The 19,156-nt window shown below is 69.1% G+C and carries 18 protein-coding genes and 1 riboswitch; of the genes, 9 read left to right on the top strand and 9 right to left on the bottom strand.

The genetic code is table 11. The features are described from left to right. Position 1 precedes the first annotated feature (1 nt). Positions 2–592, bottom strand: a complete 591-nt coding sequence (gene purN, locus ACYU7G_RS12595; RefSeq protein ID WP_461108326.1) for a phosphoribosylglycinamide formyltransferase — start codon at positions 590–592, stop codon at positions 2–4. A gap of 1 nt (position 593) precedes the next feature. Further along, complete coding sequence (locus tag ACYU7G_RS12590; RefSeq protein WP_461108324.1) at positions 594–1,838, bottom strand: cell division protein PerM; 1,245 nt, start codon at positions 1,836–1,838, stop codon at positions 594–596. Between the two features lie 98 nt (positions 1,839–1,936). Between ACYU7G_RS12590 and ACYU7G_RS12585 the strand changes: the two genes are divergently transcribed. Continuing rightward, positions 1,937–3,775 (top strand): hypothetical protein, encoded by a 1,839-nt coding sequence (locus ACYU7G_RS12585; RefSeq protein WP_461108322.1) that lies wholly within the window; start codon positions 1,937–1,939, stop codon positions 3,773–3,775. 183 nt (positions 3,776–3,958) lie between these two features. Here ACYU7G_RS12585 and sucD read toward each other — a convergent pair whose 3' ends face one another. Continuing rightward, positions 3,959–4,858 carry a succinate--CoA ligase subunit alpha gene (sucD, locus tag ACYU7G_RS12580; RefSeq protein ID WP_461108320.1) on the bottom strand — a complete coding sequence of 300 codons (900 nt, stop codon included), beginning with the start codon at positions 4,856–4,858 and terminating at the stop codon, positions 3,959–3,961. A gap of 4 nt (positions 4,859–4,862) precedes the next feature. Then, on the bottom strand, positions 4,863–6,038 hold the full coding sequence (gene sucC, locus ACYU7G_RS12575; protein ID WP_461108318.1) for an ADP-forming succinate--CoA ligase subunit beta: 1,176 nt from the start codon (positions 6,036–6,038) through the stop codon (positions 4,863–4,865). A gap of 288 nt (positions 6,039–6,326) precedes the next feature. Between sucC and ACYU7G_RS12570 the strand changes: the two genes are divergently transcribed. Further along, complete coding sequence (locus ACYU7G_RS12570) at positions 6,327–7,274, top strand: M23 family metallopeptidase (RefSeq protein ID WP_461108316.1); 948 nt, start codon at positions 6,327–6,329, stop codon at positions 7,272–7,274. Between the two features lie 59 nt (positions 7,275–7,333). On the opposite strand, the gene pcrA is transcribed toward ACYU7G_RS12570, so the two are convergent. Continuing rightward, a complete protein-coding gene (gene pcrA / locus ACYU7G_RS12565) occupies positions 7,334–9,754 on the bottom strand; it encodes a DNA helicase PcrA (protein WP_461108314.1) in 2,421 nt (806 codons plus the stop codon). Positions 9,755–9,796: 42 nt separating this feature from the next. Here pcrA and ACYU7G_RS12560 point away from each other — a divergent pair, with 42 nt between their 5' ends. Next, positions 9,797–11,029 carry a phospholipase D-like domain-containing protein gene (locus ACYU7G_RS12560; RefSeq protein ID WP_461108312.1) on the top strand — a complete coding sequence of 411 codons (1,233 nt, stop codon included), beginning with the start codon at positions 9,797–9,799 and terminating at the stop codon, positions 11,027–11,029. Here ACYU7G_RS12560 and ACYU7G_RS12555 read toward each other — a convergent pair whose 3' ends face one another. Continuing rightward, complete coding sequence (locus ACYU7G_RS12555; RefSeq protein ID WP_461108310.1) at positions 11,030–11,371, bottom strand: hypothetical protein; 342 nt, start codon at positions 11,369–11,371, stop codon at positions 11,030–11,032. It abuts the gene before it with no gap. 125 nt (positions 11,372–11,496) lie between these two features. Here ACYU7G_RS12555 and ACYU7G_RS12550 point away from each other — a divergent pair, with 125 nt between their 5' ends. Further along, positions 11,497–11,766 carry a GlsB/YeaQ/YmgE family stress response membrane protein gene (locus tag ACYU7G_RS12550; RefSeq protein ID WP_461108308.1) on the top strand — a complete coding sequence of 90 codons (270 nt, stop codon included), beginning with the start codon at positions 11,497–11,499 and terminating at the stop codon, positions 11,764–11,766. A 76-nt stretch (positions 11,767–11,842) separates the two neighbouring features. Here ACYU7G_RS12550 and ACYU7G_RS12545 read toward each other — a convergent pair whose 3' ends face one another. Together ACYU7G_RS12545 and ACYU7G_RS12540 are read right to left on the bottom strand one after the other, a co-directional pair. After that, a complete protein-coding gene (locus tag ACYU7G_RS12545; RefSeq protein ID WP_461108306.1) occupies positions 11,843–12,526 on the bottom strand; it encodes a response regulator in 684 nt (227 codons plus the stop codon). After that, the gene (locus ACYU7G_RS12540) at positions 12,523–13,794 is read right to left on the bottom strand and encodes an ATP-binding protein (RefSeq protein ID WP_461108304.1); all 1,272 of its coding nucleotides are present in this window, start codon (positions 13,792–13,794) and stop codon (positions 12,523–12,525) included. Before ACYU7G_RS12540 ends, ACYU7G_RS12545 begins: the two co-directional genes overlap by 4 nt. Positions 13,795–13,935: 141 nt before the next feature. Here ACYU7G_RS12540 and ACYU7G_RS12535 point away from each other — a divergent pair, with 141 nt between their 5' ends. From ACYU7G_RS12535 to ACYU7G_RS12525, 3 genes are read left to right on the top strand one after another with little or no spacing between them, the layout of a single operon-like run. Beyond that, on the top strand, positions 13,936–15,135 hold the full coding sequence (locus tag ACYU7G_RS12535; RefSeq protein ID WP_461108302.1) for a PspC domain-containing protein: 1,200 nt from the start codon (positions 13,936–13,938) through the stop codon (positions 15,133–15,135). Further along, a complete protein-coding gene (locus ACYU7G_RS12530; RefSeq protein WP_461108300.1) occupies positions 15,132–15,332 on the top strand; it encodes a hypothetical protein in 201 nt (66 codons plus the stop codon). Before ACYU7G_RS12535 ends, ACYU7G_RS12530 begins: the two co-directional genes overlap by 4 nt. 32 nt (positions 15,333–15,364) lie before the next feature. Beyond that, positions 15,365–15,661, top strand: coding sequence for a PspC domain-containing protein (locus ACYU7G_RS12525; protein ID WP_461108298.1), 297 nt, complete (start codon positions 15,365–15,367; stop codon positions 15,659–15,661). A gap of 45 nt (positions 15,662–15,706) precedes the next feature. Here ACYU7G_RS12525 and guaA read toward each other — a convergent pair whose 3' ends face one another. Next, a complete protein-coding gene (guaA, locus tag ACYU7G_RS12520) occupies positions 15,707–17,260 on the bottom strand; it encodes a glutamine-hydrolyzing GMP synthase (RefSeq protein WP_461108296.1) in 1,554 nt (517 codons plus the stop codon). Between the two features lie 96 nt (positions 17,261–17,356). On the opposite strand from guaA, the gene cysK reads away from it, so the two are divergent. Then, a complete protein-coding gene (gene cysK, locus ACYU7G_RS12515; RefSeq protein ID WP_461108294.1) occupies positions 17,357–18,283 on the top strand; it encodes a cysteine synthase A in 927 nt (308 codons plus the stop codon). Positions 18,284–18,321: 38 nt separating this feature from the next. Further along, complete coding sequence (gene cysE, locus ACYU7G_RS12510) at positions 18,322–18,840, top strand: serine O-acetyltransferase (protein WP_461109583.1); 519 nt, start codon at positions 18,322–18,324, stop codon at positions 18,838–18,840. A 122-nt stretch (positions 18,841–18,962) separates the two neighbouring features. Further along, a riboswitch (cobalamin riboswitch) is annotated at positions 18,963–19,092 on the top strand. The last annotated feature ends 64 nt before the right edge of the window (positions 19,093–19,156 follow it).

Here is a 19,156-nt window from a genome sequence, read left to right as displayed (position 1 = left end):
ATCAGTTGGCCACGTCGGTGCCGGACGGCCAGTCCCTCACCGCTTGCACGAGAAGTCGGCGCTCCACCTGCTTGATGCGTTCGTGGAGGCTCTCGACGTCGTCCTCGTCCAGGACGTCGACGGCGCCCTGCAGCAGGATCCTACCGGTGTCCACACCTGCGTCCACGACGAAGACCGTGGCACCGGACACCTTGACTCCGGCGCGCAGCGCGTCGCGGGGACCGTGCATGCCGGGGAAACTGGGCAGCAGGGCGGGGTGGGTGTTGATGGTGCGTCCACCGAACTCGGCCAGGAAGGCCTCCCCCACCAGCTTCATGAAACCGGCGGAGGCCACCAGGTCCGGCTCGAACCCCGCGACGACGTCGCGCAGTTCGGCGTCCCAGACCGCCCGGTCGGACCCCTTGGCGTAGGGGTGCGAGATCGCCGGTATGCCGACCCGCCGGGCCCGTTCGAGACCACCGCAGTCGGTCCGGTCGGCGACGACGGCCACCACCTCGGCGTCCACGTCGCCGGCGGCGATGGCGTCGAGCAACGCCTGGAAGAGGGTTCCCGACCCGGACAACAGCACAACGACACGCTTCACGGGCGTCATCCTACGCAGAGGGCTTCCTCGGCTGCCTGACCAGTCCAAGCACCAACCCGGCCAGCAGGCCGGAGAGGCCGAGCACGCTGGGCGCGACCACCAGCAGGTCCAGCACCTCCGGTCCCAGATGGGACAGGCGCGAGGCGCCGAGGCCTCCCGAGGAGATCGAGCACAGCACCACCACGAGCAGCCCTGCAGCCACTCCGGACAGGCCGCCGGCGGCGGCGGTCTCGTCGAAGCGGGCCCGCGGTCGGCGGGCGACCACCAGCACGGCGGCCAGGATGCCGGCGAGGACGCCGACGAGCAGCCACAGGAACGTGGTCTCGGGGGCGAGCCCGGGTTCCGGGATGGCCCCCAGCACCGGGATGGCAGGCAGGAAGCCGACGTCGGTCACGTTCAGGTTCAGCAGGGACCCGTCCCCCAGCGTGATCCCGCCGCCCAGCGCCCACGCCACGCCCCAGAGCACCAGGTTCGGCAGGTACAGCAACTGGAGCAGGACCAGCAGGATGGTGCCTGCGAGGTCCGGCTGCAGGGCGTCATGGATGGCCGCGACGCGGTCCTGGTGGAGGAACAGCGTGCTGCCGAGGACCACCGCTCCCCCTGCGAGGCAGACCAGCAGCGCCGTGCCCATCGCCGAAGGCACGGCGCGCAGCCAGCCCGGCCAGTTGCGGCGCGGGTCGTGGCCGATGGCTCGGCTGGCGCCCCAGACGCCGGCGAGCGCACCGACCACCAGGGCACCCAGCGCGGCCCGCCAGGCGTGGGCGCCGTCGTCGACCGCCATCCCAACGAGCAGCAGGGTGCCGGCCTGGACCAGCGCGAACGTTCCGGCCACCTTGAACACGAGTGCCTGGCCGTCCACCCAGAGCTGGCCGGTGTCGTCCGGGGTGGCCTGGGCCTGCGCCAGTTGGCGCGCGGCGATGGCGGCCACGGGCTGGCCCAGCAGGACCAGCGCGAGGGTCAGGGTCAGCGGAGTGAGGGTCACGAGTTGGCCCCCGATCGTCACAGGGGCCCCGAAGGCGAGCAGGAGCACCTGGGTGGCGAGTTGCAGGGCGGAGCTGACGCCGGCGTCGGAGGCGTTCACCCAACCCAGCAGCGACGCACCTGCCATCAGCAGCCATCCGGCGGCAACCACGGCGATCGCGCCGACCACGGCCACCAGCCACCACGGCCAACTGAGCTCCCGGCCGGTCACTGTGCCGGTCGGCTCGTCCACGTCCACCGCGATGGTGCGATGCCGCGAAGTGCGTTCCGCCACGCGTTCTCCTCCCAATCCGATAACGACCGTCCCCCGGTCCACCGGGTACGCTGTTCCAACGAACGCAGGTCCCAGGTCCGAAAAGTTGGAGGTGCAACGTGTCCGAGAACGGGAGCAACCGACCCAGGCGGGCCGCCGCATCCGAGCCGGAGGACTTCGAGGAACCGAACGCGCTCGACGATACACCGGCACCGGGCGCCAGCCCGGCCCGACGCGGCACACCTGCCGAAGTCGACACTCCCGACTCGCCCACCGAGCCGGTGGACGGCGTCGACGTGGGTTCGGCTGCCGAGTCCCCCTCCCCCATCTTCCGGTCCATCCCGGTCAACCCCTTCGCGCGCCCGGGCAGCGCCAGCGCCAACCTGCCGGCCTCCGCCCCGGTGCTGCCGGCCCGTGACTACGAGGACCTCGACGCCCCCACCGAGGGGCGTCGCATCAGCGGCCTGACCCCGGCCTCCCTGAGCGAGCCCACCCCCACGCCCCGCCGCTCCGCGGTCAGCTCCATCACCCCGCCAGAGGACGAGATGATCCCGGCCCCGGCCGCCTCCGTCGGTGCGGGCGGTTCGGGCACCTTCGACGGCCCCGCTGACGGCGGCGGGTCCGGGGGCTCCGGCGGCTCCGATGGGGGCTCCGGCAGCTGGTTCGAGCACCACCGGCGCACGCTGCTCGTCTGGGTGGTCGGCGCGCTGGTGGCCGCGCTCGTGATCCTCCTGGGTGCCTACCTGGTGCGCCGCAGCACCACACCGACCGACTCCCCCACCCCCACCCTGACGTCGGACACCGCATCCCCGTCCGAGTCCCCCTCCCCGGAACCCGAGGCCTCCGTCGAGAACCTGATGACCGTGGCCGACGCCGAACTCGTGGTCCCGGACGCCTCCTGGGTGGAGATCAACACCGCCGAGGAGACCTCCGAGGCCACCGCCAACGCGGCCTGCCTCAGCAGCGAACGCGACGACGTCAACCCGGTCCAGACCTTCCAGCGCACCTTGGGCACCTCCGACGACGACATGCTGGCCGCGATGCACCAGATCGACGTCTACGCAACGGTCGAGGCCGCCGCCCAGGTGCAGGCCCAACGGGTGGCCAACCTCGCGGCCTGCGACGAGGTGCCGGCCCTCATCATCGGCTCGACGGCCGTCTACGGGCTCGCGGACGAGTCCCAGCAGCTCACGATCGCCTACGAGAACGCCCCCATGCAGTTCCACACGGTGCTGCTGCTGCGCAACGGCCGGGCCCTGACCATCGTGGACATCACCCGCGACGGCACCCCGGTGCCGGCGCAGCAGCTGAGCGCCGGGATCGAGCGCTCGGTGGCGGACCTGTGCACTCGCACCGACGGCGCCTGCCCCAGCACCACCTCCTTCGGGGAGACGGTGCCCCCGCCCTCGCCGCCCGAGGGCTGGCTCCTGACCGCGGACCTGCCGCGCATCAATGCCGGCACCGGCGCGTGGACGGCCAACGAGCCCGGTGAGCTGACCAGCCAGGGCATGAACTGCGAGAACCTGCCGCTGGCCACCGAGCCCGGCCCCAGCAGCCGGCAGCAGCGCACCTACCTGCTCACGCAGGACGCAGCCGCCCCCACCGGCTTCGGCATGGACGAGATGGTCTTCGAGTTCGACACACCCGAGGCGGCCAGCCAGTTCGTCACCAAGCTCGGCAACAACATCGCCTCCTGCAAGGACCGCGTCCTGACCGCCACCGTCACCGAACTGCCCGGCATCTCCGGTGTCGGCGCGGACAACGCGTCCCTGTCGGCCCGCAGCTTCCTGGTGCAGCAGGCCACCTCGGACGACACCTCTGTGCTCTACCAGCTGTCCGTGACAATCACCGGACAGCGCGTCGGCTACCTGCTGACCACCGTCACCGAGGACTTCCGCTTCACCGACGAGCAGTTCGCCGCCGTGGTCCTCCGCGCCAGCCAGCGCCTCAGCCAGTAGCCGCCGACGGCGTCGCACCGCCGCTCTGCCCCACCCTGACCCGACTCGCCGCGGAGAATCGGCGGAAGGGGCGCGGGTGCCCCTTGCGACGATTTCCCTCGGCGTGTCGGGTCGGCGCACGAAAAACCGCTGGGCGGCCGGTCCGGGGACCGACCGCCCAGCGGTCTTGGTTCAGCGCTCCGCTCAGGCGGACTGCTTGTGGCGCAGTTCGGCGATCACGCCGCGCGCCAGTTCAGCGGTCTGGCTGGGGGTCTCGCCGACGCGCACCCCGGCGGCCTCGAGGGCCTCCTTCTTCGCGGCTGCGGTGCCCTGGCTGCCGGTGATGATGGCGCCTGCGTGGCCCATCGTCTTGCCGGCGGGAGCCGTGAAGCCCGCCACGTAGCCGATGACCGGCTTGGTGATGTTCTCCTTGATGTAGGCCGCGGCCCGCTCCTCGGCGTCGCCGCCGATCTCACCGATCATGACGATGACGTCGGTCTCCGGGTCCTCCTCGAACGCCTGCAGGCAGTCGATGTGGGAGGTGCCGATGACCGGGTCGCCACCGATGCCGACGGCGGTGGAGAAGCCGTGGTCACGCAGTTCGTACATCATCTGGTAGGTCAGCGTGCCGGACTTCGACACCAGGCCGATGCGGCCGGCGCCCGCGATGTGCGCGGGGATGATGCCGACGTTGGACTTGCCGGGCGAGATCAGGCCGGGGCAGTTCGGGCCGATGATGCGGGTCTTGGAGGACTTGGCGGCCTCGTGGAACTCGAGCGAGTCGCGCACCGGGATGCCCTCGGTGATGACGACGCACAGCTCGATGCCGGCCTCGACGGCCTCGAGGACGGCGGCCTTGGCGAACTTCGGCGGCACGAAGACCACCGAGACGTTGGCCTGGGTGGCCTCGATCGCCTCGCCGACGGACCCGAAAACGGGTACCGGGTCCTCCTCGAACACGACGGACTCGCCGCCCTTGCCGGGGGTGACGCCACCGACGATGCGGGCGCCGGACATGATCATGCGCTGGGTGTGCTTACGGCCCTCACGGCCGGTCATGCCCTGCACGATCACACGGGAGGACTCGTTGATGAAGATGGCCATGGTGTCAGTTCCTCTCGCTCGCAAGCTTGGCGGCGGCGCTGGCGGCGCCGTCCATCGTCGACTCCACCGTGATCAGCGGGTGGTTCGCCTCCTCGAGGATGGCCTTGCCCACCTCGACGGCGTTGCCGTCCAGCCGGACGACGATCGGCAGCTTGGCCTCGTCACCCAGCACCTCGAGCGCGGTGACGATGCCGTTGGCGACGTCGTTGCAGGCGGTGATGCCGCCGAAGACGTTGACGAACACGCTCTTGACCTGCGGGTCGCTCATGATGATGCGCAGCCCGTTGGCCATGACCGTCGACGAGGCGCCTCCGCCGATGTCGAGGAAGTTGGCGGGCTTGGGCGCGCCCGGCAGGTCCTTGCCTGCGCCGGCCACGACGTCGAGGGTGCTCATCACGAGACCCGCGCCGTTGCCGATGATGCCGACGGAGCCGTCGAGCTTGACGTAGTTGAGGTCGAGCTCCTTGGCCTGGCGCTCCAGGTCCACGTCACCGGAGGAGGCCTCGTAGGTCTCCCAGCCCGGGTGGCGGAACGAGGCGTTGCCGTCCAGGGTGACCTTGCCGTCGAGGGCGAGGATCTGGCCGGAGCCGGTCTTGACCAGCGGGTTGACCTCGACGAGCGTCGCGTCGGAGTTGCGGAAGGCGACCCAGAGCTTCTCCAGCACGACGCCGACGGCGGCCTGGTCCTCCTCGCGGAAGCCGGCCTTGGTGACGATCTCCTTGGCGACCTCCTCGGTGACGCCCGTCACCGGGTGGAGGGGGAGCTTGACGAGATCATCGGGGCGCTCCACCGCCAGCTGCTCGATGTCCATGCCGCCCTCGGTGCTGCACATGGCGAGGTAGGAGCCGTTGGCCCGGTCCAGGAGGATGGAGAAGTAGTACTCCTCCGCGATGTCCGCCCCGGGGCTGAGCATGACCTGCTCGACGACGTGGCCCTTGATGTCCAGCCCGAGGATCTCGGAGGCCACCTGTTCCACCTCATCGGCGCTGCGGGCCAGCTTCACGCCACCCGCCTTGCCGCGTCCACCGACGCGAACCTGTGCCTTGACGACGGCGACCTGGGTCCCCAGCCTCTCGTAGGCTTCTCGTGCTTCCCGTGGCGTGTTTGCCACGAGGCCTGGCAGGACAGGTACTCCGAATGACTCGAAGAGGTCCCTGGCCTGGAACTCGAGGAGATCCACCTTGACTCCAATCCGTGCGAACGCGTTGACGATTCTGTACGCTGGACACACTAGCGCTCGCCGGCGCCTTGGTCCCAACTGCGTGACCAACCCAGAAGCAGGCCTCCTCCGCATTCCGGACACGAGTTTGAGAAAATCCTGAGAATTGCTAAGGTTTCTCCGGACGCACCCCGAGAACAGTGACCTGGAGATGCTTTGAACACGAGGAAGACCACCCGAAACCCTCGCCGGGCAGCAGCGGTCGACCCCGTTGGAACCACCCCAGAAAACCATGACGACGTAGAGGTAGTGCTTGAGGACGCCCCGAAGGCAGCGCGCCGTCGTCGCGCCTCCCGCCTCGGCCGCGGCGTCGTCGGCGCCACCCTCGCGGGCGTGCTCGCCGCGGGCTCACTGTTCGGATTCGCATTCTCCCAGCGCGGCGCCTCCGAGGACCTCTCCTCGGAGAACCTGACCGTCGAGGTCGCCATCCCCGAGGCCGCCGCAGCAGCCGCTGCCCAGGGCTTCGCGGACCGCACCCAGGATGCCTCCCGCAACGCCGTCCGCTCAGGTCTCACCGACGCCGTCGCCGGCGAGGCCGCCAAGGCCCGCGAGGAGATCCTCGAGGACTCCGTCGAGGGCGCGCAGCAGGTCATGACCGACGAGGCCCGCAAGCAGCGTGACGCCGAGATGGACGCGGACATGGAGCTCGTCGCCGCCCAGGCCGACAAGCTGAAGAAGGAGGCCGAGGAGGCCCAGCGTCGCCTGGAGGAGGCTCGCAAGGCCGCCGTCGGCATGAACCCGGACCTGGTCCTCTCCGACGCCGACCTCGTCGCAGCCACCTCGGAGGGCGGTTCGATGCCGGTCAAGTCCAACTACCGCGTCGGCGCCAGCTTCGGCCAGCGCGGCTCCTGGTCCCGCTACCACACCGGCCAGGACTTCCCGGCCCCCGTCGGCACCCCCATCTACGCGGCCGCCTCCGGCATCGTGCTCTCCCCCACCTCGGGCGGCTGGGCAGGCATCAACGTCGTCATCCAGCACAGCAACGGCGGCTCCACCCTCTACGCCCACATGTCCAAGCGGGTCGTCAGCCCCGGCGAGGCCGTCAAGGCGGGCCAGCTGATCGGCTACGTCGGCACCACGGGCCGCTCCTTCGGCGCCCACCTGCACTTCGAATACTACAAGGCGGGCGTCACCCCCGGAGACGTGTACAGTGCGTCCAACCCCATGAGCTTCCTGCGCAGCCTCGGCGTCGGCTGACCCGGCTCCCAACCAGCAAAGAAGAACCCCGGCCCACCAGGCCGGGGTTCTTCTTGCTCCTAGAGCTTCTCCATCGGGGCGTGGGCCAGGCTGAGGCGCTTCTTGCCGGCAGAGCCGAAGTCGACGTCGGCCTTGGTCTTGTCCCCGAAGCCGTCGACGCCCACCACGGTGCCCATCCCGAACATCGAGTGCATCACCCGGTCCCCCACCTCCACCGAGGCGATCTTCTTCACCGGGGCGGCGCCGGAGCCGAAGCTCTGCATCGCGGTGGCGGTCTGGCGGTTGCGGGTGGCCGACGACGCCGCCCAGTTGGTGACGGCGTCGCCGGTGCGGCGCCAGTCCAGGACGTGGGCCGGGATCTCCTTGATGAAGCGGGACTCCGGCGCGTACTGCGGGGAACCGAACACGGTCCGCACGGCCGAACGGGACAGGTGGAGCCGCTTGCGCGCGCGCGTGATGCCGACGTAGGCCAGGCGACGCTCCTCCTCCAGTTCGTCGTTGTCGGAGAAGGCGCGCTGGTGCGGGAAGATGCCCTCCTCCATGCCGGTGAGGAAGACGGTGTCGAACTCCAACCCCTTCGCGGTGTGGAGTGTCATCAGCGTGACCACGCCCTGTTCGTCGTCCGCGTCGGGCACCTGGTCCGAGTCGGCAACCAGCGCGATCCGCTCCAGGAAGGCGGCGAGGGAGTCGTCGGGCTCCGGCATCCCCGCCACCAGCGCCGAGGTCTCGGCCTCGTCGAGGTCGACGGTGTTGGCCGCGGCCACGAACTCCGCGGCCACGCTGACCAACTCGTCGAGGTTCTCCAGGCGGGTCTCATCCTGCGGGTCCGTGGAGGCCCGCAGTTCGGGCACGTAGCCGGACTCCATCAGGATGGAGGTGAGCACCTCGTCCGCCGGCACCCCGGCCGCGACCTTCGCGCGGTGCATGTTCATCACGTCCACGAAGCCCTGGATCTGCTTCGCCGACCGGGTGGCCAGCGCCGGCGCCTCGTCGGAACGCTGCAGGGCGTCGAAGAAGGTCAACTGCTCCGCCGTCGCGAGCGCCGAGATCGCCGCCTCGGCCCGGTCACCGATGCCACGCTTGGGCACGTTCAGGATCCGGCGCACGGACACGTCGTCGGCGGGGTTCACGATGGCGCGCAGGTAGGCGATGGCGTCGCGGATCTCCTTGCGCTCGTAGAAGCGGACGCCACCCACCACCTTGTACGGCATGCCCACGCGGATGAAGACCTCCTCCAGCGCGCGCGACTGCGAGTTGGTGCGGTAGAACACGGCCGTGTCGCCGTAGCGGGACTGCCCCGCGTCGGACAGCTTGTCGATCTCCGTGGCGACGAACTGGGCCTCGTCGTGCTCGGTGTCGGCGACGTAACCGACGATGAGGTCACCCTCCCCCAGCTCGGACCACAGGCTCTTCTCGCGCCTGCCCTGGTTGCGGGAGATGACGGCGTTGGCGGCCGTGAGGACGTTCTGGGTGGAGCGGTAGTTCTGGTCCAGGACCACGGTCGTGGCGCCGGGAAAGTCGCTCTCGAAGTCCAGGATGTTGCGGATGGTGGCGCCGCGGAACGCGTAGATGGACTGGTCCGAGTCACCCACCACCATCAGTTCCGCGGGCTCCACCACGGGTGTTCCCTCGACGGGGCTCTCGGTCTCCTCGCCGCACAGCTGCCGCACCAGTTCGTACTGGGCGTGGTTGGTGTCCTGGTACTCGTCGACGAGCACGTGGCGGAACCGGCGACGGTACTTCTCCCGCACGTCTGGGAAGGCCTTGAACAGGCTGACGGTGGTCTGGATGAGGTCGTCGAAGTCCAGGGCGTTGGCCGCCGCCAGCCGGGTCTGGTACTCCCGGTAGGCCTCGGCCTGCTTGCGGGCCTTCGGCCCGGCGGCCTCCGCCAGGGCGGTCTCGAAGTCCACCAGTTCGTTCTTGTAGTTGCTGACGGCGTTCATGACGCCGCGCACCGGGTACTGCTTCGGGTCCAACTCCAGGTCCCGCAGCACCAGCGACATCAGCCGCTTGGCGTCGGTGTCGTCGTAGATGGAGAAGCTCTTCGAGATCCCGAAACGGTCGATGTCGGTGCGCAGGATGCGCACGCAGGCCGAGTGGAACGTGGACACCCACATCAACTTCGCGCGGTTCCCGACGAGGTCCATCACCCGGTGCCGCATCTCCGCGGCCGCCTTGTTCGTGAACGTGATGGCCAGGATCGATCCCGGGTGGACACCCCGCTGGCTGACGAGGTGTGCGATGCGACGGGTGAGCACCCTGGTCTTGCCGGAACCGGCACCCGCAACCACCAGCACCGGGGAGCCGGCGTGCAGCACGGCCTGCCGCTGCGGCGGGTTCAGACCGGCGAGCAACTCCTCCTCGTCGATCCGCTTGCCCTTGGGCGCAGCGGTGCCCTCGGCGCGCGGCTCGGGCTTGGGTTTCGCGGGCGCGTCCGGCTGGAAGACGGCGAAGAGGTCGGGAAAAAGGGAGTCACTCATGTCGACCGCCCAGCCTACCCGCCCCTCCACTAGGCTGGCTCCATGCGCCGTGCACTGACAACACTCAGACGGGTGCTGCCTTGGGTGGCCGTGTCACTGTTCCTGGCCCAACTCTCCGCAATGATCGGGCTGACCGCCTACGAGTCCCTGCGGAAGAAGTACCGCAAGCTGCGCCGCTTCCCCCACACCTCGCCCGAACCGGTCCCGGTGGGTGACAACGAGGTCACGGTCTACACCTACGGCGAGGACCTGTACGCCGACATGCTGGCGGCCATCAACGGGGCCGAGTCGGTGATCCACTTCGAGACCTACATCTGGAAGGGTGACTCCACCGGGCAGGAGTTCAAGCAGGCGCTGGTCGAGGCGGCCGACCGCGGCGTCCAGGTCAACGTCATCTGGGACGAGTTTGCGAACCTGGTTGTCCCGCGCTCCTTCTTCCGGCTGCCACCCAACATCCGCGTCCTGCGCCACCCGGCATTCCCGAGGCCATGGAGTCCGAAGCAGTGGGGCCGTGACCATCGCAAGCTGCTCGTGGTGGACCGCAAGGTGGGTTTCATCGGCGGCTACAACATCGGCAAGCTGTACGCGACGGGGTGGCGCGACACGCACGCCCGCGTCGTCGGTCCCGACGTGGCGGAGCTCGAGAACGCGTTCGTGGACTTCTGGAACGACCACAACCGTCGCGGCAAGCAGCCGGAACTGCCCAACGACATGGCGCGCAGTTGGCAGACGCCGCTGGTGTTGCACCGCAACACCCCGCGCATCTCGGTCTACCCGATCCGCAACATGTACCTCGAGGCCATCGACAGGGCGCAGGACCGCATCTGGCTCACCCACGCCTACCTGATTCCCGACGACGACCTGGTGGCCGCGCTGCGCCAGGCCGTGAAGCGTGGCGTGGACGTGCGCATCATCGTGCCGGCCAAGTCCAACCACGTGGTGGCTGACTGGCTCTCGCGCGGGTTCTACACCGACCTGCTCTCCTCCGGCATCAGGCTCTTCCTGTACCAGGGCGCAATGGTGCACTCGAAGACCGCCGTCATAGACGGCTCCTGGGCAACCATCGGCACTGCGAACCTGGACAGGTTGAGCCTGCTGGGCAACTACGAGGTGAACCTCGAGATCATCGACGAGGACGTCGCTGCCCACATGGAGCACGTTTTCGCCGTCGATGAGTCGAACACCGTCGAGATCACGCTCGACGTCTGGCGCCGCCGATCGCTCGGCAAGAAGGCGACCGAGCAGCTGCTCAGCCCGCTGCGGCCCCTGTTCTGATCACCAGAAGACGGCGATGCCCGCGTTCAGCAGGGTGAGCGCGAAGATGCCCCAGTACGTGCCGTCGGCGAGCTTGTCCTTCTTCTTGTTCACCAGCACGAGCACGAGGATGACGACCAGCACGAGGCTCTTGATGCCGATCTTCATGTGGTTGGGTTCGCCGTCGCCCATCTCCGCCAGACCGACGAGGACCAGCCCGGTCACCAGCTGGGTGAGGGCGCCGTGGAACATGGCGGCGTTGATCTTGCGGTCGGGCCCCTTCAGCTGCACGAACGCCCCTCCGAACAGGGCTGCGAAGCCCACGAGGTGAAGGAACAGGAACAGGTTCGAGACGATCTCCATGGCCGTGAGGCTACCCGGCAAGGGCTGTTGCAGGCGAATACAGGGGTGGGCTCCGGGACGATTCAGGGGCGCGCCACGCCGATCACCTATCGCGAACTGGCCCCCCGGGGGTGCATGCTGAACACATGGGAACAATCATCGGATACATCGTAATCGGTCTCATCGGTGGAGCCATCGCCAAGGCGATCCTCCCCGGCAAGCAGGGTGGCGGCTGGCTCGCCACCATGATCCTGGGCATCGTGGGCGCCCTCCTCGGAGGCTTCCTCGGTGGCCTGTTGTTCAACGTCAGCTACGACGAGATCTTCTCGATCGAGGGCCTGCTGTTCTCAATCGTGGGCGCGATCCTGGTCCTGGTCATCTACGGCTTCGTGACGAAGCGCAAGGACACCGTCTGACAAGTCCCAAACCCTTCAACCAAAAAGAAGAGGCCCCCGAAGTCGGGGGCCTCTTCCTTTGTCCGCGGGCGGCGGCTCAGACCAGATGGCGGTCCGTGGCCCACTTGGTGAGTTGATGGCGGTTGCTGAGCTGCAGCTTGCGCAGCACGCTCGAGACGTGGGTCTCCACCGTCTTGATGGAGATGAACAGTTCGCGGGCCACCTCCTTGTATGAGTAGCCGCGCGCGATCAGCTTGAGCACCTCCCGTTCCCGGGCGCTGAGCCGGTCCAGTTCCTCGTCGATGGAGGAGATGTCCACGGCGCCGGAGAAGGCGTCCAGCACGAAGCCGGCCAGCCGCGGCGAGAACACCGCGTCCCCGGAGGCGACGCGCTGCATCCCCTCGACGAGTTCCTCCGACGAGATGGACTTGGTGACGTAGCCACGCGCGCCGGCGCGGATGACACCGATCACGTCCTCGGCGGCGTCGGAGACCGACAGCGCGAGGAACTTCACGTCGGGCTCGGTCTTGGACACCTGCTTGATGACTTCGGCACCGCCCCCACCGGGCAGGTGGACGTCGAGGAGGACGACGTCGGGCTTGGACTCCACGATGGCCTTGACTGCCGTGGCGACGTCCTCGCCCTCGCCGACGATCTGGCACAGGCCGCCGATCTCGTGCCGGACCCCGGCGCGGAACATGGCGTGGTCATCCACGAGGACCACCCGCAGCTCACTCAGGGGGATGGGCTGGGCCTCGGCCTCCTGCGGCTCGTTGCTCATCGAATCATCTCCAGTTTGACCTCTGTGCCCTCGCCCGGGGCAGTCCGGATCCGGGCGCTGCCCCCGCTGCGTTCCATGCGGGCACGGATCGATTCTTTCACGCCCTGCCGGTCCGGGCCAATGGTCTCCGGATCGAATCCCTTGCCACGGTCGCGTACGAACACCTCCACCCGGTCCGGCTCCACCTCCGCGTACACGTCGATGCGGGCCGCGCCCGAGTGCTTGCCCGCGTTGGTGACGGCCTCTCGGGTGGCGTGGACGAGCGGCTCCAGTACGTCGTCGACATCGGTGTCCCCGACGCAGACCACCTCGACGGCGATCTCCGGGAACAGTTCCTCGGCGTCGACGCGGATCTTCTCCAGCGAGCCCTTCAGCGTCTCGGAGCGGGTCGGCTCGCCGTAGAGCCAGGTCCGCAGTTCCCGCTCCTGTCTGCGGGCCAGCGACGCGACGGTGGCCGAGTCGTCGGCCTGGCGCTGGATCAGGGCGAGGGTTTGCAGCACGGAGTCGTGCAGGTGGGCGGCCATGTCCGAGCGGGCCTCGGCGCGCATGCGCTTCTGCTCCTCGATCCGGACCCGCTGCCGCATCCGGTGCAGCCAGGGTGCGGCGACGATCAGCAGGCCGCCGACGAGGGCCGCGGCGGCGCCGAGCACCGTCGGCAGCTCCGACAGGCCGATCTGGGAGGCCAGGATCCAGCTGCTGCCCAGGCCCACGAGGAGGAGGCCGCCCACCAGCCGGGCGATGCTGGCCGTCCCCGAGCCGCGGGTGAGCCGACGCCAGAGGTTGCCCTCGGCGGCGCCGCCGCCGGCGAAGCTCGCGCGGTCGGCCTGCAGCCACAGGATCACCACCCCGATGCCGGCGAGCAGCAGCGGCCAGAAGTAGCCGGCCGGGATGAACAGCCCGCCGCTGACGAGCATCCAACCGATACCGGCGATGACGAAACCGATGGACATCACCAGACCGACGTCGATCGGGGTGGACTGGCGCTGGTGCCGCTCCGGCCGCATCCCGCGGCGGGTGGCGGTCTCTAGCCCGGCAGCCTCCGCCACGACTGTCCCGGAGGGCACGAGGAGCCACATCAGTGCGTACAGCAGCACGCCGATGCCGTCGATGACCGCGAGCAGGATGAAGGCCGCCCGCACCCACCCGGTGCGGACGCCCAGGTGGGCCGCCAGACCGGCGGCGACGCCCGCGATGGCCTTGCGGGACGGGTCCCGGCGCAGTACCGGGGTTCGCGGCGCAGGCAGGCGGGCAGGGGTCTGTGTTTCCATGGCAGTCCCCACAGTGGCACGCGCACGCGCGCAAAGACAGTGCGCCGGGCGCAGTTCAGGGCTGTTCGCAGCAGAGATCAGGGTACGGCTCAGGGTCGGTCCCGATGGTTCCGGCCGCCTGCGTGCCCCAGACTGGTAACCATGAACTCCGTCGTCGACCTCGGCACGCTGGACCACCGCCTGGTGGGTCTCCAGCGCCCCAACGGCACCACGCTGACCAGCGGGCTGTGCCGGGCCGTCGCGGCACGCGTGGGAATCGATCCCCTGTTGGTCAGGCTCGCAGTGGCGGCGCTGACCTTCGCGGCCGGCCTCGGGCTGGTGCTCTACGCCTGGGGCACGCTCCTGACTCCGCGTGAGGGCGGGGTGGCCCCCATCCGACGCTTCGTGCCGGCGTTCGAGCGCTGGTCGCGGAGCACCCAGGGCCTCGTGATCCTCATCTCCAGCCTCGTCGTCGTGATCGGCTCCGCGGCCCAGGGCAACGTGTGGCTCTTCCCCGCCGTCGTGGTCGTGGGCGTCTTCCTGCTGATGCGCCGACGCGCGGTCCGCACCGGCACCGCGCGGCACTGGGGCCCACAGGCTCCGCACGCGGCGGCACCCGGCCAGGGCACATCGGCTCCTCCCCCGCCGTCGACCGCCGCGAGCATCGAGGAGTGGCGCGCGCGCCTGGCCGGCTACGCCACCGTCCGTACCGGCCCAGCCGACCCGCTGCCCGTCGTCGACCTCTACGGTCCCGGCACCGAGCAGGAACAGGAGCCGCAGGCGGCACCATCCCAGACCCAGACGCCCGTCTCCTGGCTGGGCGCCAGCCTCGTCGTCCTCCTGAGCGGGGGCGCCGCCGCGACGGCGTTCGTCCTCGGCCTGTCCCCCACCTGGCTGTGGGCATGCGTCCTCGGCACCGGCGTGGCGGGTGTCACGATGCTGGGCCACGCCCTGCTGGTGCGCTCCCGACGCCTGCCGGTGGTGCTGCTGGTGCTCGCCCTCGGCGTCGGCGCCACCGCCAGCTGGATGGTGACCGAGCGTTCGGAGCCCGTCGAGTTGGTGGCCGCCGAGGCCGGCGAGCAGGACCTCACCTACGAATTCATCGCTGACGGCAACGCCGTGGTGGACCTGTCCTCCCTGACCATCGACGACGACGCCACCATCACCGTCGAGGCGAACCTGTCCAACGTCCGGATCATCCTGCCCGCCGAACCCATCCGGTTCACGCAGAGCGCCGAGATGTCGCAGGTCCAGATCGTCGGCCCCGAGTCCCGGGATCCCGATGCGGAACGCCCGCGCAGCAGCGCGACGCTGGTGCTCAACGCAGCGATGAGCAACGTCGTCGTGGAGTACCTGGCATGAACAAGACACCCCGTCGCATCGACGTCGCCACGCTCGTGACCGGCCTCACCCTGGTCGGGTTCGCCATCCTGTGCGGACTCGTCGCCTGGGGCCACACCCTGATCCGCCCGGCATCCATGTGGTTCGCACTCGTGCTGCTGGCCTCCGGCGCCATCGGTCTGGCGGTTGCCCTGCCCAGACGCGACGACCGCCGCTGAACCGACCACCCCACCCAGGAAGAAGGAAGACAATGAACCTCGACAGAAGGGACCCGAGCATGAAGCTCCAACGAGTTGACGAAGGCAAGTGGATCGCCGGCGTGGCCAGCGGCCTGTCCGCCAAGCTGGGAATCGACGTGACCATCGTGCGCATCGCGTTCGCGGCCATCTCCGTGTTCTGGGGAGGTGGCATCGCCCTCTACGTCCTGCTGTGGATCATCATGCCCCGCCCCGCCGGTGGCACCATCGCCGAGGAGGGCATCTCCAAGGCGCAGCGCTGGTACAAGGAGAACAAGCAGAACAAGAACGGCGGCGGCTACGACATCTAGTAGCCTCCGCCGCTCACCGCAAGCCCTCGGACCTGCCGGGTGGGATCACTCCCACTCGATGGTGCCCGGGGGCTTGCTGGTGATGTCCACCACCACGCGGTTCACCTCGGAGCACTCGTTGGTGATGCGCGTGGAGATCTTCTCCAGCACCTCGTAGGGCAGCTTGGCCCAGTCCGCGGTCATGGCGTCGTCGGAGACCACCGGCCGCAGCACGATCGGGTGGCCGTAGGTGCGGCCGTCGCCCTGCACCCCGACGGAGCGGACGTCGGCCAGCAGCACCACGGGGAACTGCCAGATGTCGCGGTCCAGGCGGGCCGCGCTGAGCTCGTGCCTGGCGATCGCATCGGCCTGGCGCAGGATCTCCAGACGCTCGGCGGTCACCTCGCCGATGATGCGGATGCCGAGCCCCGGGCCGGGGAACGGGTGACGCCACACCATCGCCTCGGGCAGGCCGAGCTGGGTGCCCACCGCGCGGACCTCGTCCTTGAACATGGTCCGCAGTGGCTCGATCAGGGTGAACTGCAGGTCGTCGGGCAGGCCGCCGACGTTGTGGTGGCTCTTGATGTTGGCGGTGCCGGAGCCGCCGCCGGACTCGACGACGTCGGGGTAGAGCGTGCCCTGGACGAGGAAGTCGATCCCCCGCTCACCGGCCAGCTGGGCCGCCGTGGCCTCGAAGGTGCGGATGAACTCGCGCCCGATGATCTTTCGCTTCTCCTCCGGGTCGGTCACTCCGGCGAGCGCGCCGAGGAAGCGGTCCTTCTCGTCGGCCACCACCAGGTCCACGCCGGTGACGTGGACGAAGTCCTCCTTCACCTGCTCGGCCTCGCCCTCGCGCAGCAGGCCGTGGTCCACGAAGACGCAGGTGAGCTGGGAGCCGATGGCCTCCTGCACAAGCGCCGCCGCGACGGCCGAGTCCACGCCACCCGAGAGCGCGCACAGCACGCGGCGGTCGCCGACGGTGGCCCGGATCTGCTCGATGGACTCGGCCACGATGTTGGCCGAGGTCCAGTCCGCCCGCAGGCCGGCCAGGTCGAACAGGAAGCGCTCCAGCACCTGCTGGCCCCACTGCGAGTGGATCACCTCCGGGTGCCACTGCACCCCGGCGAGCTTGCGCTCCCGGTCCTCGAAGGCGGCCACGGGCGCACCGGCGGTGCGCGCCAGGACCTCGAAACCCTCGGGCGCGCGGGACACGGAGTCCCCGTGGCTCATCCACACGTTGAGGGTGTTGGGCAGGCTGGCGAGCAAGCAACCGTTGTCCTGGATGGACAGTGACGTGCGGCCGTACTCGCGCTGCCCGGTCTTGGCGACGGTGCCGCCGAGGGCCTTGGCCATGGACTGGAAGCCGTAGCAGATGCCCAGCACCGGCACCCCGGCCTCCAGCAGCGCCGGGTCCAGCTGGGGGGCACCCTCCGCGTAGACCGACGCCGGCCCGCCGGACAGGATGATTGCCGAGGGCTTGCGGGCGAGGATCTCCTCGGTGGAGACGCTGGAGTCCACGATCTCGGAGAAGACGGATGCCTCGCGGACGCGGCGCGCGATCAGCTGCGCGTACTGGGCCCCGTAGTCGACGACGAGGACCAGGTCATGGGTGGGGATCATGCCAGTGATTCTAGGGGTTGCGGGCGGGGCCCAGAAATTCATCGAAGATGGAAGCGAATCTCGGAATAATTCAGGGACGCACTATGTTTTGCGGTCATGACCATCTACTCCGATGCCACGGCCCTCATTGGCCGCACTCCCCTCGTTAAGATCAACCATCTCGCCGGCGACAACGCGAACGTCGTGGCGAAGCTCGAGTTCTACAACCCTGCAAGCTCCGTGAAGGACCGCATCGGCGTGGCCATCGTGGAAGCTGCGGAGAAGGCCGGCGCACTGCAGCCCGGCGGCACCATCGTCGAAGGCACCAGCGGCAACACCGGCATCGCGCTCGCGATGGTCGGCGCGGCCAAGGGCTACAAGGTCGTCCTCGTGATGCCCGAGACCATGTCCAAGGAGCGCCGCGCCGTGCTGCGCGCGTTCGGCGCCGAGCTCATCCTCACCCCCGGCCCCCTGGGCATGAAGGGCGCCGTGGAGAAGGCCGCCGAGGTTGCCCAGGAGCGCGGCGGCATCGTCGCCAGCCAGTTCGCCAACCCCGCCAACGTCGACATCCACCGCCGCACCACCGCCGAGGAGATCTGGAACGACACCGACGGCAACGTCGACATCGTCGTCGCCGGCATCGGCACCGGCGGCACCATCTCCGGTGTCGGCCAGGTCCTCAAGGAGCGCAAGCCCGAGGTCAAGATCGTGGCGGTCGAGCCCGAGGAGTCGGCCATCCTGTCCGGCAACCCGGCCGGCCCGCACAAGATCCAGGGGCTGGGCGCCAACTTCATCCCCGAGATCCTGGACCGTTCCATCATCGACGAGGTGCTGCCCCGCAACATCGACCAGGCGCTAGACTTCTCGCGTCGTTCCGCCAAGGAGGAGGGCCTGTTCGTGGGCATCTCGTCCGGGGCCGCGCTGGCCGCAGCTGCCGAGGTCGCCAGCCGTCCCGAGAACGCCGGCAAGAACATCGTCGTCGTCCTGCCCGACTCCGGCGATCGCTACCTGTCCACCATTCTCTTCGAAGGACTCCTCGACTAGTGACGTTCCTCAGCCGCCTCAAGCTTGTCACCGCCAGGATGTCGGAGGACCTCGACGCAGCCATGCGTGAGGACCCGGCCGCCCGCAGCAAGTTCGAGGTGGCTGTGGCGTACCCCGGGGTGCACGCCATCTGGATACACCGCATCGCGCACGCGCTGTGGAGCCGTTCGACGGCACTCCAGCCGCTGGCGCGGATCATCAGCCAGATCGCCCGCACGTTGACCGGGATCGAGATCCACCCGGGTGCTGTCATCGGGCGGCGGTTCTTCATCGACCACGGCATGGGTGTCGTGATCGGTGAGACCGCCGTCCTCGGTGACGACGTGCTGATGTACCACCAGGTGACCCTCGGTGGCCGGGCGCGGGGCCGCTTCAAGCGGCACCCCACCATCGGCGACCGCGTGCTGCTGGGAGCCGGGGCCAAGATCATCGGCAACATCCACGTCGGCGACGACGCCAAGATCGGCGCCAACGCCCTTGTGGTCAAGGACGTGAAGCCCGGCGGCGTCGTCGTCGGGGTTCCCAGCCAGCTGCATGACGGCGACGTCATCGCCTGAGGCGCCACACCGACCAACAACACCAACAGCGGGGCCCGGTCCGATTCGGACCGGGCCCTCGACGTCCCACCTCACGCCCGTTGTGGGAGCCCATCCGGTAACAACCGCCCCCTTGCGTGGTCCAGTTTCGGGGGTGCTATGGTTCCCACGTCCGCTGCGCAGGAGAAACTGGTTCGAATCCAGTGCTGTCCCGCAACCGTGAAGGGGTTCCGACCCCGAAGCCGGATCGCCTGCCGCGACAGACCGTTCAAAACTCCCGTCGAGGTCTGCGGGAGGGTCACAGGCAGTTCCTGGTTTCACTCTCACCGCTGCCCTG

It is taken from the genome of Tessaracoccus terricola (assembly GCF_054776555.1).
Note: the sequence above shows the minus strand (reverse complement) of the source record. Positions and strands in the feature narration are given on the sequence as shown.